8 protein-coding genes are annotated in these 17,867 nt (G+C 36.9%); all 8 read left to right on the forward strand.

The window, feature by feature from the left end:
* Positions 1-13: 13 nt before the first annotated feature.
* The 8 genes from Q9R46_RS21740 to Q9R46_RS21775 all read left to right on the forward strand — a co-directional run bounded on the left by Q9R46_RS21740 (position 14) and on the right by Q9R46_RS21775 (position 17,838).
* A complete protein-coding gene (locus Q9R46_RS21740) occupies positions 14-3,157 on the forward strand; it encodes a cyclic peptide export ABC transporter (RefSeq protein ID WP_311281733.1) in 3,144 nt (1,047 codons plus the stop codon).
* A 371-nt stretch (positions 3,158-3,528) separates the two neighbouring features.
* On the forward strand, positions 3,529-4,353 hold the full coding sequence (locus Q9R46_RS21745) for a cupin-like domain-containing protein (protein ID WP_311281734.1): 825 nt from the start codon (positions 3,529-3,531) through the stop codon (positions 4,351-4,353).
* Between the two features lie 17 nt (positions 4,354-4,370).
* Positions 4,371-4,757 (forward strand): aspartate 1-decarboxylase, encoded by a 387-nt coding sequence (gene panD, locus Q9R46_RS21750; RefSeq protein WP_311281735.1) that lies wholly within the window; start codon positions 4,371-4,373, stop codon positions 4,755-4,757.
* A gap of 17 nt (positions 4,758-4,774) precedes the next feature.
* The gene (locus Q9R46_RS21755) at positions 4,775-14,101 is read left to right on the forward strand and encodes a non-ribosomal peptide synthetase (RefSeq protein ID WP_311281736.1); all 9,327 of its coding nucleotides are present in this window, start codon (positions 4,775-4,777) and stop codon (positions 14,099-14,101) included.
* A 37-nt stretch (positions 14,102-14,138) separates the two neighbouring features.
* A complete protein-coding gene (locus Q9R46_RS21760; protein ID WP_311281737.1) occupies positions 14,139-14,678 on the forward strand; it encodes a GNAT family N-acetyltransferase in 540 nt (179 codons plus the stop codon).
* A 910-nt stretch (positions 14,679-15,588) separates the two neighbouring features.
* A complete protein-coding gene (locus Q9R46_RS21765; RefSeq protein ID WP_311281738.1) occupies positions 15,589-15,807 on the forward strand; it encodes a hypothetical protein in 219 nt (72 codons plus the stop codon).
* 206 nt (positions 15,808-16,013) lie between these two features.
* Positions 16,014-16,268, forward strand: coding sequence for a phosphopantetheine-binding protein (locus Q9R46_RS21770; RefSeq protein ID WP_311281739.1), 255 nt, complete (start codon positions 16,014-16,016; stop codon positions 16,266-16,268).
* A 394-nt stretch (positions 16,269-16,662) separates the two neighbouring features.
* Positions 16,663-17,838, forward strand: a complete 1,176-nt coding sequence (locus Q9R46_RS21775) for a pyridoxal-phosphate dependent enzyme (RefSeq protein ID WP_311281740.1) — start codon at positions 16,663-16,665, stop codon at positions 17,836-17,838.
* Positions 17,839-17,867: the final 29 nt, after the last annotated feature.

Here is a 17,867-nt window from a genome sequence, read left to right on the forward strand (position 1 = left end):
GCGAGGTATAACAATGTACAGAAATAAGGCCAAGATCTTAATTGGCATCGTCTTATTATGGTGCGTTCAGATATGGGGAGCCCCCGTAGCGGGAGCGAGCGCAATAGACGATAAGCTCATTCAAGAAATCGATGGGTATATTGTAAAGCTTATGGAGGAATCAGGTATTCCCGGTCTGGCGGTCTCCATTGTGCAGGAAGGACAGGTAGCTTACGATCGCAACTTCGGATATGCGGATGTAAAGAAGAAACTGCCTGTCACCAATCAAACGAGATTTGAGCTAGGTTCGACTACGAAGGCCTTTACCGCTCTTGGAATTTTGAATCTGGAGGACGAAGGCAAATTAAAGTTGACCGATACGGTAGAAGCTTATCTTCCCTGGTTCCATATGGAATTCGAGGGCAAACGAGAGGCAATCACCATTGGTCAGCTATTGCACCATACATCGGGCATCCCATATAACACGATCGGAGATATCCCTACGGAAGATTCGCCAACCGCCTTGGAAGAAACAGTAAGGAGGCTGGTCGGTACCGAGCTTGTCGAGAAACCGGGGAAGCGATTCGAGTATGCGACCATTAATTACGACATACTCGGCTATATCATACAAACCGTATCTGGACAGACCTATCAGGATTATATCCGAGAGCACATTCTCAAGCCAATGGATTTGAACGGTTCTGTCTTTTACGACGAGTACGACCAAGTACCGAATTTAGCGAAAGGTTACAAACCAGCCTTCTATCGTTATCGGGATTACTCGGCTCCTCTCTACACAGGAAATACGCCAGCAGGATACCTAATCACGACGAAGAATGATATGGTGCGCTGGTTACAAATACAGCTTGGGATCGTTGAAGATATACCCGAGAGGTTAAAGAAACTGGTCGCAAAATCGCAAGTCCCGGATCGATCCGTCTATCCGTCCATGGACGGGAGCTCCTATGCAATGGGGTGGTCCGTCTTTCAAATCGGTAGCGGTGAATTGTCGCATCTAGGCGCTAACCCTAATTACTCGTCGTACTTTGGATTCCGGCCGAATGATGGGATTGCCGTAGTTGTCATGGCGAATGCCAATTCAGACTATACGAATCTGATCGGCCATAATGTGATGAGAATGCTGTTGCATCAGGAAGTAACAAGCCTTAATTCCGATTTCTATAAAAAAATTGATAAGATGTCATCTTCAGTAACGGTTCTCTTTATTGGTATTGGACTATTATCGTTATGGATGTTAGCCAGGCTGGTGGTAGAGATTCTTAGAGGTATCCGACGCTATGTTGGAGTATCATTCAAGCGCATCCTATTCATTGTCTCCGGAGCGGCTTTTGTTCTAAGCTTGTTAATTGCGATCTATTTCCTTCCGGATGTCATGTTCTCCGGACTGCCTTGGAAGTTTGTACTGGTGTGGGGACCGTTGAGTATTCCATCAGCGATTATAGCTATATCGGCAACAGCACTGATATATTATTTATATCTAGCAGGCACCATTCTCTTCGTGAAGCAGAATAACAATTCGCTAGTCAATATCACTCTAATGAGTATCATGAGCGGATTCGGAAATGCTTTCTTGATCTTTGTCATTAACCAGCAATTGGTTCGAATGAATGGTGATCAATGGCCAGTGGGGTTAATCTATTACTTTGGAATTGGTTTATTATTTTATGTTGCGGGTCAACGTCTACTAAGGAAACGATTAATCGTCATCACGAACGACAATTTGTACCGCAAGAGAATGCAGATCATCGATACGATTCTGCGTTCCAGATATCAGACTGTCGAGAAGTACGGTAGAGATAAGATCATGGCCAGTCTGAATAATGACACAGAAGTCGTAAGCACTTCCATCAACGTGGTTATAGGAGGACTTACAAACCTTGTTACATTGATTTGTTGCCTTGTATATCTTGGTACGTTAAGCTTGCCAGGTCTTCTCATATCTGTTCTATTAATCGGACTGGCTGTATGCGCTTACGCAATCGTGTCTCGTCAAGCGGAACGCATATGGGAAGAAACAAGAGATATGCAAAATGCGTTTTTCCGGTTTATCAATCATTTAATTTACGGTTTTAAGGAGCTAAGCATGTCGACTCGTAAACGCAAGGAGTTTCGAGAAGATATGAACGAAATTAGCAGTGCTTACCGGCAGAAGCGTGCACAAGGGGATATCGCCTTTGCTAACGTGTTTGTCCTTGGAGAACTTCTGTTTACAATCGTGATCGGTAGCATCGCCTTCTTACTGCCTATGCTATTCAAGGATATATTGAGCGAAACCCTGAGGGGTTTCGTTTTTGTTTTCCTGTATATGACAGGACCCATTAATGGCATTCTTAACTGCATTCCGCAAGCTACCCAAATGAAGATTAGCTGGAAGCGGATTAACGATCTCCTTCATGAAGTATCGAGTATTGCACCCTCCAAGGAAGAGATTACAGCAGTTGATCGAAGGGAAGCACAAAAAATAGATTTGATCGATGTAGCTTTTCAATATGGGGGAGATTCTTCCACATTCGAAATCGGGCCCATCAGCTGTAGCTTCGCGAAAGGACAAATCGTATTCATCACAGGTGGAAACGGAAGCGGGAAAACAACATTTGGTAAGTTGTTAACGGGCTTGTACGAACCGGCCGCTGGGAACATTCACATTGACGGACATGTTGCGAGTCCAGCAGATATTGGCGAGGTGTTCTCTCCGGTGTTTAGCGATTACCACTTGTTCGAGAAGCTATATGGGATTGATACAACCGGACGCGACTCTGAAGTAAATCGTTATCTAACCTTGCTGGGATTGGAAGAGAAGGTTACCGTTCTGAACAATGAGTTCAGTACAATTGACCTATCTGCGGGGCAACGAAAACGACTAGCTTTGTTCATGAGTTATTTGGACGATCGACCTTTCTTGTTCTTCGACGAGTGGGCTGCAGATCAAGATCCGGAATTCAGAAGATTCTTTTACACCGAGCTGCTGCCTAATTTGAGAGCAAAAGGGAAAGGCATAATCGCGATCACGCACGATGATCAATATTACGGCGTTGCTGATCAAATCATGAAATTTGAGATGGGAAAACTTAAGGAGGTAACGGGGACTAAGGTGGACGCAAATGATTTTCTGCCTAGTGGAGAAGCTTTACTCGCTTTTAAATATTTTAATTCATAAAAATGGTAATAACTTATTTTGATCCAATAGATAATACAAATATCCACCTCAATAATTTTTCGGAAGAACTTTAATTCAAAGCTTTTCTTTTTAAATAAGTCAATAAAGTCCTTCCTTTGTAGGTGTCCTTAATAAAATCAATATGTTAATTACAATTCGAAACATATTGATTAATCAGGCAAAGCTTATAAGGGGAGAAATAAGTATCCAAATAAAAGAAGACTATAAAATTGGGAGGGCATCTCGATTGAGGTTTTCTTAGACAGTAAACTCTCTCGTGTACTCTTTCCTGTCACACAAAATGAAATTAGGTAGCGAATACTTAACGAAAGTAATTAATTAATTTAATCGAAAGGAAGAAAAAGATAATAATGAAAATTGATAGATTTCAGTATCTCCGAAAGGAAATATTTATAAAAGAATATCTTAAGAAAAATAGGCCTGTAATCATAACTGGTCTTGCAGATGAGTGGCCTGCAAGAAGTAAATGGTTGGAAGAAGGATATCTAGAGAAGGTAATCGGTAACAAAAGAGTAACGGTAACGATTTCAAAAGATAAAACGGTTGTTAATCCAGACAAGGGATGGAAGTATAAGCAAATGCATATACCCTTTATGGATTTTATACGTTTATTGAATGATGAAAAAGAAAAAAAAATTTATTATTATCTTGAGGCAGCAACAGTTGAGAATTTGTCACCAATGTTGCTTGAGGATTTTAATATACCCGAGTGTATACCGAGACGGGCATCCAAAGTACAAACAAATCTTTGGATTGGATCGGGGGGGAATATCAATCCTATACATTATGATTTTTCTTCAAATTTTCTGACTCAGATTAAAGGGGAGAAGAGAGTGCTTCTATTTCCCCCTTCAATGACTGATAATCTATACGGAAATATGTATAATATTCGATCTAAAAGCATGAACCTAAGTCCATTTAATTTAATCAATCCCGATTATGAGAAGTACCCAAAAGCAAAAGATGCTACTCCTATTGAAGTGATACTAAAAGAAGGAGAAATGTTATTCATCCCCATATTTTGGTGGCATTTTGTTGAAACGCTTGCTATGGAAAAAACGATTTCATTGAACTTTTGGTGGAGAGGGCCTAAACGTGATTATTTACTCAAAAAGAATGGTTGGAGAATAATGGCATATTTCTTGTATTCAAAATATATCAGCAAAAATAAATAAATTGGAGAGTGAAATTAATGTTTAAAACGATGATGTATGCTAAATTACACAATGGGAGAGTTACAGAAGCGAACTTAAATTATGTTGGAAGTATTACAATAGATGAAGATCTTTTGGATGCTACGGGCATTTCAGTATCGGAGAAAGTACAAATTGTAAATAATAATAATGGAGCTAGATTTGAAACATATGTAATAGCTGGTAACCGGGGGAGTGGTATTATCTGTTTGAATGGTGCTGCAGCTCGATTAGCACAAGTGGGCGATGTAGTAATTATTATGGCTTATATGTTGGTAGATATCAACCAAATCGGAACATTTTCCCCAAATATTGCTGTTTTGGATGAGTCAAATCGAATCGTTAAGCATTCAGATAAAGAGTTACAGAGAATGCAAACTATCTAGTAAAGGGAGGCAGAGAAATGAAGGACTTTCGTTTAGTAGATAATATAGAGGATGTTATTCCACTTTCTCCTTTGCAAGAAGGTATGCTATATCACTATATTAAGGATCCTGCTAGTGATCTATATTTGGAACAAATAAGCTTTCGCATTCAGGGAGTAATTAACACCGATATGGTTGAAGATGCATGGAATAAAGTTATTGAAAAATATGAGGTCTTGAGAACAATATATCGTTGGGAATCACTTTCTTCCCCGATACAGATTATATTGAAAAAAAATAGAGTTAACTTCACCTACAATGACTTAACAGATGCAAGGGTAGCATCAGATAATGAGATCGAAATCCTTAAGATGAATGATAGGAATGAAATAGATCTGAAGAATGTACCATTCAAAATATCCTTATGCAAGTTTGAAGAGGAGCAACACTTATTAGTTCTCAGTTATCATCACATTTTACTGGACGGTTGGAGTTTATCTATCCTTATGAAGGACTTCATTCATTATTATTCTAATGATATTGATAGAAGCTGCGAAGACATGAAGGTAAAGCTAAGATATAAAGAATATATAAAATTTGTAAATAACGATGAAAATGATCAAATGGATTTTTGGAAAGATTATTTAGATGAAATGGAATTTCATCCTATTTTTACAGAAAAAAAATTTAATTACTCAAAAACTCCACTTACATATCAAGTCGAGTTTGATGAAAGGCTCTCATCCGCTGTCTACGCTTTTGCAAAAGATAAGGAACTCTCTGTCGCCAGTATTATTTATTGTTGTTGGGGGATACTTCTTCAACGCTTTACAGATAGTAACGAGGTATGTTTTGGAACCGTTTGTTCAGGGCGCAATATGAACTTGACGGGAATAGAAAACATGGTTGGCCTATTGATAAATACGCTTCCTGTACGGTTTCGTTATGCAGATGTGAGTGGAGAAAAAGCGGTCAGAGAAATGCAAAGTCATATCCAAGCTAGAACGAACTGCGAACATGCATCGCTTGTAAAGCTTAAGGAAATAGCGGGAGTTCAGACTGGTGATGAGTTTTTTGATTCTATTGTGGTTATAGAGAACTACCCTATTGACGAAAGTGCTTTTAAAGATATTTCTTTTGAAATGAATGTTGATAGCGTTTTCGAGAAAAGCCAGTATAAATTAATGATGTCTGTATTCCCGCAAGAACGGCTTCGATTTCATTTTACATGTGATGCTGAGTATGTTAGTGATAAGGATGTATCTTTACTAGCTAAACATCTTAAAACAATTATTAAGTTTATTATTGAGAGTCCTAATGAAACAATCGACAACATTAATATAATTGATAAACAAGAAATGGAACTATATCAATATTTTAATAATACTCAAAAGGAATATCCTGATCATAAGCAGATTCATGTGCTTTTTCAAGAACAAGTTCAGAAAAAAAACGATGAAATCGCAATTGTGTGTGATAACGAAAGTATAACATATGGAAAACTAAATGAAAAAAGCAATCAAGTTGCCAGAAATCTAATTAACGAGCACCGGTTAAAACAGGGAGAACCAGTTGGCATCTACCTTAATCGATCAATTGAGATGTTCGTAGCCATTTTTGCAATACTAAAGGCGGGTGGCGTTTGTTTACCGTTAGATATCTCAGCTCCTAGAGAGCGAATCAATCTATTAATTAAAGAAAGTGAAACAAACATAATTCTTACCTCACATGAGTTGGAATCTTCTATTTATGAAGATAAAAGACAATTAATTGTAATTGATGATATATTTAATTCAGAGATAGACACAAACAATATTGATACACGAGTAAGTGAACATAACAATAAAGCGTTCTTTATTTTTACTTCCGGTTCAACGGGTAAACCTAAGGGTGTTATACTTCATCATAAAGGAGTCATAAACCACGCATTTACCAAAATTCGATTACTAAATATTGAGTCTAGTGATATTTTGGGTCATAGCTTAAACACGAATTTTGTTGCGTCAATATGGCTGGTGTTATCACCTTTATTTATTGGTGCCAAATTAATCGTTTTTCCCCAAGAGGTTATACGGGACCCAATGCTCTTAATGAGAAATGTTTCAAATCATGGTGTTACAATTGTTGAAGTTATTCCTTCACTGCTCCAAGCCTATCTTCACCGAACAGCAGATTCTTGGGGGATAAATGACTTGGAATCATTGAAATACCTTGTTCTAACGGGAGAAAAGGTTTCAGCTAATCTTGTAAAAGAGTTTTATCAACGTTACACGGTAAAGTTAGTTAATGCATACGGCCAAACGGAATGCTCGGACGATACTTTACATTATATTATTCCTAAACAAACATTAATAAGTGTCCCACTTGGAAATCCTTCGAATAATACTGAAGTCATAGTCATCAACAGAGCGGGGAAAGTTCAACCTATCGGGTTTCCAGGGGAGATATGTATATCCGGTGATGGCTTAGCAAGTGGATATTTCAAAGATGAGGAACTTACAAAGAAAAAGTTTATTCTGCATCCCTTCAAGCCAGGACAGATGCTATACAAAACGGGGGATCAAGGTAAATGGTTGCCTGAAGGTCTAGTCCACTTAACTGGGCGATTAGATTACCAAATAAAAGTGCGAGGATATCGTATTGAGCTAGGAGAAATTGAAAATCAGTTAATTAGACATAATGACATTACAGAATCCATCGTTACTTCTATTACAAATGAGTATGGAGAAACAGAAGTTTGTGCCTATTATATAGCTGTAAACGAAATAAATGAAATGAATTTACGGAAATATTTAAAGAAATACTTACCGGATTATATGATTCCATTCTATTTTATATGTTTAGAAAAATGGCCACTCAATTCCAATGGTAAAATCGATCGTAAAATGTTACCTAAACCAGTCAGAATTGATGTGAAAAGAACCATTTCACCCCCTAAAACGTGGACTGAAGTAATATTGGTAGATATTATTCGTGATATTATCGGTGTAGATAATGTAGGTGTAAAAGAGAATATATTTGATTTAGGTACTCACTCTCTGCACGTAACGAAATTGGTTTCAACAATAAACAAGAGATTGGGAGTTAGTTTGAGTTACTCTATCATCTTCCAAAACCCTACGATCAACGAGCTTGCAGGGGTAATTGTGTCCAATAAAGAATCATTACATGAAACTATTCAGACAGCGGAGCCGAAATCATATTATCCTGCCTCTTCAGCACAAAAAAGGCTGTATATTTTGAGTCAGAAGGAGGAAATGAAACGTAGCTACAATATTTCTGGTGGTTTCGAAATCAATGGTTCGATAGATGTTAGCAAAATAAAATGGATATTACAAACAATAGTTGATAGACACGATGCTTTACGAACAGGTTTCGAGATTGTTGAGGGGGAGCTTGTTCAGAGAATTCACTCAGGAATAAAGTTTGAATTAGACTTCTATCAGACCAAAGAAAATGAGGTTAGCGAAATAATAAAGAGTTTTGTTCGACCGTTTGATCTTAATATCCCCCCCCTAATTCGAGCTACCCTCGTAGAGCTAGAGTTAGAGCGGTATCTTTTATTATTTGACATCCACCATGTAATATCAGATGGACGCTCCATTAGTATATTAATTAAGGAGTTTACACAACTTTATAATAACAACCATCTTGATAAACGAACAATTGAGTATAAAGATTATGTAGAGTGGAAGAGAATCTACGATCAGAGTGATAAGATAAAAAAGCAGGAAGCATATTGGATGAACGTTTTCCGGGAGCCTGTTCAGTCATTAGCTATGCCCACGGATTTTTCTAGACCAAAAATCCAAAACTATGAAGGTAGCTCAGTCAAATTTGTTATTGACTCGAGAAGAATTAGGGGTTTAAAACAACTGGCAGCAGGTGTGAATTCTACACTTTATATGATGGTTTTATCGCTTTACACTTGTTTGTTGCATAAATACTCTGGTCAAAGAGATATAGTAGTGGGAGCCCCTATTGAGGGGAGACTATTACCAGAGTTAGATAATGTTGTTGGTCTATTCGTTAATACATTAGCTTTGCGTATTAATCTTAATCCGGAGATGACATTCACTCAGCATTTGATGGCAGTGAGGAAGAATACAATCGAAGCATATGAAAATCAAGAATATCCTTTCGAATTACTAGTCACTAAGTTAGATATAGTCCAAGATCGAAGCCGAAATCCATTGTTTGATACAATGTTTGTAATGCATAATATGGACAACACGGACAAAACCACACCTAAATTAAGTGATCTGGGATTTGTCCCACTAACAATAGAACAAAGTAATTCTAAATTTGATATCACTTTATACGCTGTTGAATCGGTTAGCGAACTGGAATGTACTATTGAGTACGCAACTTCATTGTTCAAAGAAAAAACTATAAGACAATTTATTCAGAACTTCCTTTCGTTAATTGATGCGGTATTGGTAGATGCACATATGAACATCTCATCTATTGATGTGGATTTACATCCTAGCTATGGCGAGAACAAGAACGATGGAGCGGTGCAGGCTCTACATGTTGAAAATAAATTAATACATCTAAATTCAAATAACAAGTCATTAACACCAGAAGAAGTTTTATTGTTTGAAGTTTGGGGAGAAGTGTTAAAAACCTCAGCAATAGGGATTTGGGATGACTTTTTTGACCTTGGTGGAGATTCGATTAAAGCAATGAAGACCCTCTCGAAATTGTATCAAAAAGGTTATGAAGTTGAATTGAAAACAATCTTTAAGTATCCAGTTATTTCTGAGCTCAGTCAACATATCAAGCCCATCTCTAAAACAAAATCTGAGAAAGGATCGCCAACAGGAAATAGTGTTAAAACAGATGAGCTTATACTTAATGATCTCTTTCTTAACAAAATATCTGATAGACTTCGAAGTAACAATAATCAAAACGAAGCTATATTACAATTAATTGAAATAGAAGATATTTATGCTTTGACACCTATGCAAAAGGGAATGTTTTTCCATGGCCTAGTGAATGAGATATCCAGTGCGAATTTTGTCCAATCCAGATTTAAACTTTACGGTAAGCTCGATATTCCTAAGTTTGAACAAAGTCTTAATCTTATGATAGAGCGTCATGAAATTCTAAGAACAAACTTTTTTAGTACGCCCGATGAACCGGTTCAAGTGGTATTCAAGAGTAAAGTTGCAGAGTTTAATTTTATAGATATTTCAGACAAAACTGATACAAGTCATTCACTTATTGTTGAATCATATGCTGAACAAGATAAAGACAAAGGTTTTGATTTAGAGCGGGGTTCACTCATGAGACTGACAATCATTCGCACAAGTGAGGAATCATACGATTTTATTTGGAGTTTTCACCATATTCTAATGGATGGTTGGTGTATGTCTATTGTCGCCAAAGAAACTTTGGACTTGTACTACGGAAAAAGTCTATCAAATCCTATTTCGTTCCGTAAATATATTAAGTGGATAGAAAGGAGAGAAAGCGAAATTGCTTTGAATTATTGGACGGGATTGCTAAGTGGATATGATTTACAAACAGATCTTCCAGGAAAAATCACAGTATCTAATCTCGAAAAGGGAGCGACTATTTCTAACGAATATAGGATATATGAACTCGGAGACGTCTTGACTAGATCTATCTATGAAATATCCAGAAAGAGTAAAGTTACCACCAATATATTGATTCAAAGCGCGTGGGGCATTCTTCTTCAACTGTATAACAATTGTTATGATGTTGTATTCGGTAGTGTTGTCTCAGTAAGACCTGCTGAAATATATGGAATAGAAACGATGATCGGATTATTTATTAATACGATACCTGTACGTGTGAAGTGCGATCCAGAAGATCGCTTTGTTGATGTTATAAATTCTTTGCAAGAGCAATTAATATCATCGACCGAATTTAGTACTTCGCCACTGTTTGAAATTCAGACGCAAACAAAACAAAAACAAAATCTGATAAACAATATAGTAGTGTTTCAAAATAATCCATCAACTGACTGGATGGAAGAAGTTGAAAATGAAACTAAACTCAAGTTTAGTAATATGGAGGTAAATGAGCAATCTACCTATGATTTCAATCTTTTTGTGTACCCGGGTAAAGATATAAAACTTCATGTTCAGTTTAATCCTCAAAAATTTGATGGTATAGATGTAGAACGAATTATTGGGAATTTCATCCATATTGTAAGTCAGGTTATCAATAATCCTAATATCCGTATAGGAGATATTGAAGGCATTACCGAAGAAGAAAAAAATAAAATTTTAGAAACTTTCAACGATACTTTTATGGATATTCCTTCGGAGGTAGCATTGCATCAGTATATTCAGCAGCAATCAGTAAAACGACCAGACCAAATTGCATTGATATGCGGGGAGCATAGCTTAACTTATAGGGAATTAAATGAAAGATCTAATGTTCTTGCTCGAATGCTAGTATCGATTGGCTTTGATCCTAAGGATCTGGCTGGAGTTATCATAGACAGATCCCCTGATATGATTGTGGCGATTCTAGGAATACTGAAAGCGGGAGGGGCTTATTTACCGATAGATCCTCAATTGCCTAGTCATAGAATGAACTATATGTTAACGGACTCTGGCACGAAATATATAGTCACGAACCAAAATCTTGAGTATGACTCTAAAAAAGTCATTAGAATAGACGAGCTTGATCAATATCAATTTGATAAAAGTGATATAAATCTGATGACAAGGCCAAGCGATTTGGCTTATGTCATGTATACTTCCGGTTCAACGGGCAGACCTAAAGGAGTTATGATAACTCATGGATCACTTACTAATCTTTTCTTCGCTATGGGCAAAAGTATTCCGTATGAAGAGTGTGAATCGATTCTTTGCTTGACAACAGTAGCATTCGACATATTCATAATGGAATCATTAATTCCGCTTGCTAGAGGAATGAAAGTCATTATAGCTACCGAAGAAAATCAATTAAATCCGACATTTGTTGCTCAACTAGTTCACAAACATAAGATTCATATTCTTCAGTCTACTCCATCGAGAATTAAACTTTTCCTGAAGTACGCAGATCGACAAAAATTTAATGCGATAAAAAATATTTTAATAGGAGGCGAAAGTTTCCCGACAAGCTTATTGAAAGAGCTTAAAAATATGGTGGAAGCAAATATATTTAATATGTATGGTCCAACTGAAACGACAGTATGGTCTACAGTAGCTAATTTAACTATGGCAAATACGGTTGATATCGGAAGACCAATAGCTAACACAAGAATTTATATTTTGAGTGAATTTCAAAAACTGGTTCCAATCGGAGTGATTGGCGAACTATGTATTGGTGGTAATGGGCTGGCTGTGGGATATGTAAATCAGGAAATTTTAACTAGTGAACGTTTTATAAATAATCCATTTTATCCCGGTGAAAAGATTTACCGTACTGGTGACTTAGCAAGATGGCTTCCTAACGGATCAATAGAGATTATTGGAAGATCCGATCAGCAAACAAAGATAAGAGGATATCGTATTGAATTGGAAGAGATCGAGGAGGTTATTAATAGCTATGATTTAAGTATTAAGTCGGCTGTTGTTATAGGTAGTGACTCAAATGGGATAAATGTGCTTTATGCATATATAGAGAATTTGAAAGAGATTAATAGCAAGGAATTACGTATGTATTTATCGCAACGATTGCCAAGTTACATGATTCCAAACTATTGTCTAGATATTCAGCGACTTCCTTACACCTATAATGGTAAGCTTGACCGTAAGTCTTTGCCAATTCCAGATCTAAACATTAACAACCGATTATTTTATGATACTCCTCAAAATGAACTTCAAGAACAGATTCATTCCATTTGGAGCGAAACTTTACTTCATGTAAAGGAATTTGGAATCCGAGATGACTTCTTTGAGCTAGGTGGGCATTCCATTGATGCAATTAGAATAGCCGATGAAATTAACAAAGCATTTAGTGCAAACATACCTTTTCTGGAGTTATTTCGAAATACAACGATTGAAGCACAATCACTTGTTGTTGAAAAAAGCAAATTCCAAGAACTCCATGGCATAGCTACAGTTGAGCCAAGCAATTACTACCCATTATCAGCTGAACAGAGCAGAATGTACATTCTTCAACAAATGAATCCAGACAACACGAATTACAATATGCCAACGTTCTTGCAATTGCAAGGTGATTTAGACAAGTTGAAAGTATCAAATATTTTCCAAAAACTAATCTGTAGACATGAATCGTTGAGGAGCCGATTTGACTATCATAATGGTGAAATAGTCCGAATAGTCTCCGACGATGTTTCCGTTGAAATTGAATATGATTGCGGTATTCAATTAAATATTGAGGAGATGATCCGGGATTTTATCCAACCATTTGATTTAAGTAAATCGCCATTACTCCGTCTACGTTTGGTGAGTTTTGGAGATGATAATTACTTTCTTTTTGTAGATATGCATCATATTATTTCTGATGGAACATCATCTGAAATTTTAATTGAAGAATTTGCAAAGATATATCGTGGTGAACCATTGCCAGAACTTTCGTTGCAATATAGGGACTATACAGCATGGCAGCATAGTTTAAAAGAAAATTCCAAGAAATATTTCGAGATGGAATTGTTTTGGCTAAATCAAATGCAAGAAGCCAATTCGAAATGTATTTTGCCTAAAGACAATATTGTAGGGATATCTACCAATATGGATGGGAAAAAGATAACTGTTCATTTTGACGTGGAATTGACCCTACAGATCAGGGAAATCGCTCAGAAACTAAAAACAACGCCTTATACTTTATTATTTTCAGTTTATAATGTTCTTCTCTCAGGTTATACAGGTATCGAGGATGTGACTATCGGAGTGCCATTAGATGGGAGAAATCAAGCAGAATTGCATCATGTTGTAGGTATGTTTGTTAATGTGATGCCCGTAAGTAACAAGGTATCTCCACAAATTGGATTTGACAATTTTGTTGCCAATGTTTCTAGAAATAATATTGCTGTACTTAATCATCGAGCTTATCAATATGATTGGCTCGTTACCAAACTAGGCTTGAATGGCGAAAGGATGTTATTTGATACTATGTTTACATATCAGAATAAGAAGAATTCGCCTTCTTTAAACGATTGTACTGTGTCAGTATACAATTACCTAAACCATCAAACTCAAGTCGATTTGCAGTTCTGCATTATGGATGCCACGGATACCATAGATTTATCAGTTGAATACAATTTATCTTATTACAATGAATCAACAGTTATGAGGTACGCAGCAATGTATAAGCAACTGATTATGAAAGTCGTAATGAACCCGCAAGAACTCCTTACTGAATTAACTGATTTCAAAAAAAGTGTAGAACAAGTAGATGAAGAGGGATTTTGTTTTTAGAAGAATAAAACGATTAAACTAACCCATGGAGGTATATATGGTTGAGATTTTAGTTGAATTATGCGATAGAAACAAAAAGTTTATTATTAATAATTTATACCCTTTATACTTGCATGAACTAAGTGCAGTGCGTACGGTTTATACGAATAAATATGGAGTTTTTGAGGATAACGATGATTATAAAACCCTCGAAGAACAAATTCCTGTTTTCGACATATGGTGGGAGAAAGAGAATGTTTTATTTCCGTTTTTAATTATAGTTGATAATTTGCCCGCAGGGTTTGCGCTGGTTGCAACTCCCCCCTATATATTTGATGGCAGTGACTTCTTTTTGCACGAATTCTTTATATTAGGCGCATACCGCGGTACTGGAATTGCGGAGAAGGCAGCTATCAAATTATTTGATAAATTCAAAGGCAATTGGGTGTTTTTTACTACGCCTAATGATAAAAACATTAGGGCGTTAAAACACTGGAGAAAAACACTAGCTCATTATACAAACAACCAATATGTTGAAGAAGTGAAGGATACAATAGATCAAGGAGTTAATGCAGTATTTAATTTCACGAATAAGTAGCAGGGCATAACACCGTTATTTAGATTTGTTGAGTAGGTACGTTGAAGAATTAAGTTAATTAGTATTTTATTTTCCGCACTGCGCGCACTTTCCAGCGCGCGGTGCTTCTCTGTATAATGGCGGTCGGTCGATTACGAGGGCTTTAATTTATTTTTGCACAGCATTGAGTCTGGGGGATCCAGTGTGTTTTTTAAATTAAAGTATCCTCTCTTGATCGTCTCGGATGAAACAGAAATGGATCAATAAACCGATACTTTTAATAGTCAAAAAATGAGTGGTGGGGATACGATTAGCGGCATCTTCCATACTTTGTGCCAAATTGGTTTTCTTAGAATTATGGTGTCACAGCCGGCAATGTGTTGGTGTTCGGTTTATTCAAGTATAGATTCATATAATCACGAGTTGATTTTTTTAAGTTAAATATGGACCTTTAGCCAGTATAAGTTCTCTGCCAGAAGATCAAGCAATAAAAATAGAACATAAAGGATTATCTACTGAGTCCGATCGTATCCGTTACTTAAAGGAAAGGAAAATTTGTGAAAGTGTCATGTTTCGAAGCTTGGTTAAAAAAAGGCGGAAAACCTGAAATAAATTATGTCTTGTATTTTACTATCGGCGAGCAGCGGGTTATTGGTGATTTGTATTCAACGCATATGGTTATCCCAGTTAGAGATTTTGATCCGAAAACAATTAGTTTTACTTACACAGATTCATTCCACACATATAGCTGAATTGACAATCATCCAACCAGAAGAAAATTATACACAATAGAGGAGATCAATCATGTTATTAGCAACTATGGGTTCCATTCGATACAGATTGTGACGCTGCAGTCATGAAGTTAATTCCCGTTTTACCTCAGTACGTGTCACTAAATAAAAGAAAGAAGACCAGTAATGATGGTGTTCAAATGGATGATGTTTATGAAATAAGTTTTTGTTATTTTTTTGGTCAAACCGTATCTATTTCAAAAGAAGTTTACGATTTTTTAATAGAAGTCGATCACTCAAAATCGGTGGGAGAAATTATCCAAAAGCAATCACATTTCAATAAAGATGAACGGATTAAAATAGAAGACATAGTGGATTTATGGACAAAACGCTTGCTAAAGTTAACTGTAAAAAAATAAATTTTGAGGGTTTTAATCTTAAGGAGAAAAATTCATGCGTGAGAATATCTAATCATCAAAAAACAACAAGCAATGCTTGAGGGATGATATATTCTGATCTTGAAGACCTCCTTCTTTACTAAATGTTTTATTCTAATTCATAAATGTGAATTAAATATTTTTAAACTTTTTTTGCCATACAATATTAGGAAAGCGGGTTATGTCCAATGAATGTAACTACAATCGTAGAAAACGCTATCAGAAAAGTTTTAGAAGTTCCAGAGAATCATCCACTTAACGAAGGGCTGTTAGAAAACGGCATCAACTCTCTACGATTCATACAACTAGTTATAGAGTTAGAACTTCAATTAGATATTGAATTTTCTGACGAATATTTAAGTGAAGATAACTTATCAACCATTACTATTGAGGAGTTTTCAAATTATATTATTAATAATTTTGGTATATCTAATGAAGGGTGATCAACATCCTCCTGCATATAATTATTAAGGAATTCGGGAATGAAATTAACTATGAACGGGGCCTCATTTCGTTAGCAGTTTAATGATACATCGGCATTGAAACAAATTAATTCATATAATATAGAAAATAAAGAGAGAGCAATTTTTTTGTTTAACATTTTTAAAGATTCCGATAACCTTGACCGAGTTAGGCTTGGTGATTTGGATGTCTCATATTTACGAAATGAGACATCCAAAGAGATGGTGCCATTAGCTCTATATCTTTATAAATCAGGTAATAGCTTAGATAAAGTCTGGACGTGTTGATAAATGAAATTTTATTGCATGTTAATATCACATAAATATTTCTGATTATTTACAGTAATTTAAAATTAAGGCAAGGGAGTTTTAATAAATGATTACATCCTATCTAAACATCAATTCCTATTTCGATTATCAGTTGCTTGAGCAATCTACGAAAAAGTCTTTAACAAGGGAAGAAATTATTCAATTAATTCCGCCTTCTCTTGCCGAGCTTGAATTGTCTAAGGAAAAGCTTATTCCGATTCCCGAAGAAGTGTTGAATGTATACGCTCAGTACCGTCCGACACCATTGTTCCGGGCGGTGGCTTTCGAACAAGCGATCGGCACCGATTGCGAAATTTACATCAAAGACGAAGGGAAAACGCATTCGGGAAACCACAAAGCGAACAGTGCCTATCTAATCGCTTATATGTGCAAGAGAGACGGAATTAAGACAATCACAACGGAAACGACAGGCAACTGGGGCACCGCGTTGGCTAAGGCAGCGAACCATTTTGGAATCGAAGTATTATGCTTCATCGACGAGGAAAGCAATCGTTTGCGCCCCGACAGAGTCAAGATTATGGAGGACGCAGGTGCCAAGACGATCGTTGTACCTTTAGACGAGGAACATCAGGATTTGCTGACCTTGTCGGCGGATGCCGCCATCACGTATACCAAAACGTTAAGTAATTCGGCTTATATCTTTGGAAGCGTCTATGGATACTTCGTCATTCCACAGACCATTATCGGACTTGAAGCGAAGGAACAATTAAAGCAAATTGACCGTTATCCCGACATTGTAGTGGGAAGTTGCGGAGGGGGTGCCAACATTCTTGGCACCGCCTCCGTTTTTATTGCCGATAAACTTGACGGCGGCAAAGAAGTGGAAATTTTCTCGGCCGAAGCCACGAGTTGCCCGATCCTGACGGAAGGAAAATGGGGACACTATTCCATCGACAGCCAGAGCTACTACCCGCTAATCCATACGTATGGATTGGACGGCTTGCTGAATGACGGCAAATATATCGGCGGTTTAGGTTCTACGATCGTTGCCCCTGCCGTGTCATATTTTCATAGTCAGAATATAATCCAAGCCAAAACGTTCACGTCGGAGGAAGCCAAACAGGCAGCTTCGTTATTCTATCAATCGGAACAAAAGCTGGTCGCTCTTGAAACGGGATATCAACTGGCTGGCGTCATCCATAAAGCCAAGACGAACAGCAAAAAAGTCATTTTGGTGAATATTAGCTCAGGCGAGAATGACAGGAAAATATACTTTTCGTAATCCAAGCGATCGAGCGGGAAGAGGTAGAC

It is taken from the genome of Paenibacillus sp. RRE4 (assembly GCF_031844205.1).
GTDB classification, from domain to species: Bacteria; Bacillota; Bacilli; order Paenibacillales; family Paenibacillaceae; genus Paenibacillus; species Paenibacillus xylanexedens_B.

Bases quoted from the DNA above. Each gene is read 5' to 3' on its own strand.
- Q9R46_RS21740 (WP_311281733.1), top strand. From the start codon at position 14: ATGTACAGAAATAAGGCCAAGATCTTAATTGGCATCGTCTTATTATGG.
- Q9R46_RS21745 (WP_311281734.1), top strand. From the start codon at position 3,529: ATGAAAATTGATAGATTTCAGTATCTCCGAAAGGAAATATTTATAAAA.
- panD (WP_311281735.1), top strand. From the start codon at position 4,371: ATGTTTAAAACGATGATGTATGCTAAATTACACAATGGGAGAGTTACA.
- Q9R46_RS21755 (WP_311281736.1), top strand. From the start codon at position 4,775: ATGAAGGACTTTCGTTTAGTAGATAATATAGAGGATGTTATTCCACTT.
- Q9R46_RS21760 (WP_311281737.1), top strand. From the start codon at position 14,139: ATGGTTGAGATTTTAGTTGAATTATGCGATAGAAACAAAAAGTTTATT.
- Q9R46_RS21765 (WP_311281738.1), top strand. From the start codon at position 15,589: ATGGATGATGTTTATGAAATAAGTTTTTGTTATTTTTTTGGTCAAACC.
- Q9R46_RS21770 (WP_311281739.1), top strand. From the start codon at position 16,014: ATGAATGTAACTACAATCGTAGAAAACGCTATCAGAAAAGTTTTAGAA.
- Q9R46_RS21775 (WP_311281740.1), top strand. From the start codon at position 16,663: ATGATTACATCCTATCTAAACATCAATTCCTATTTCGATTATCAGTTG.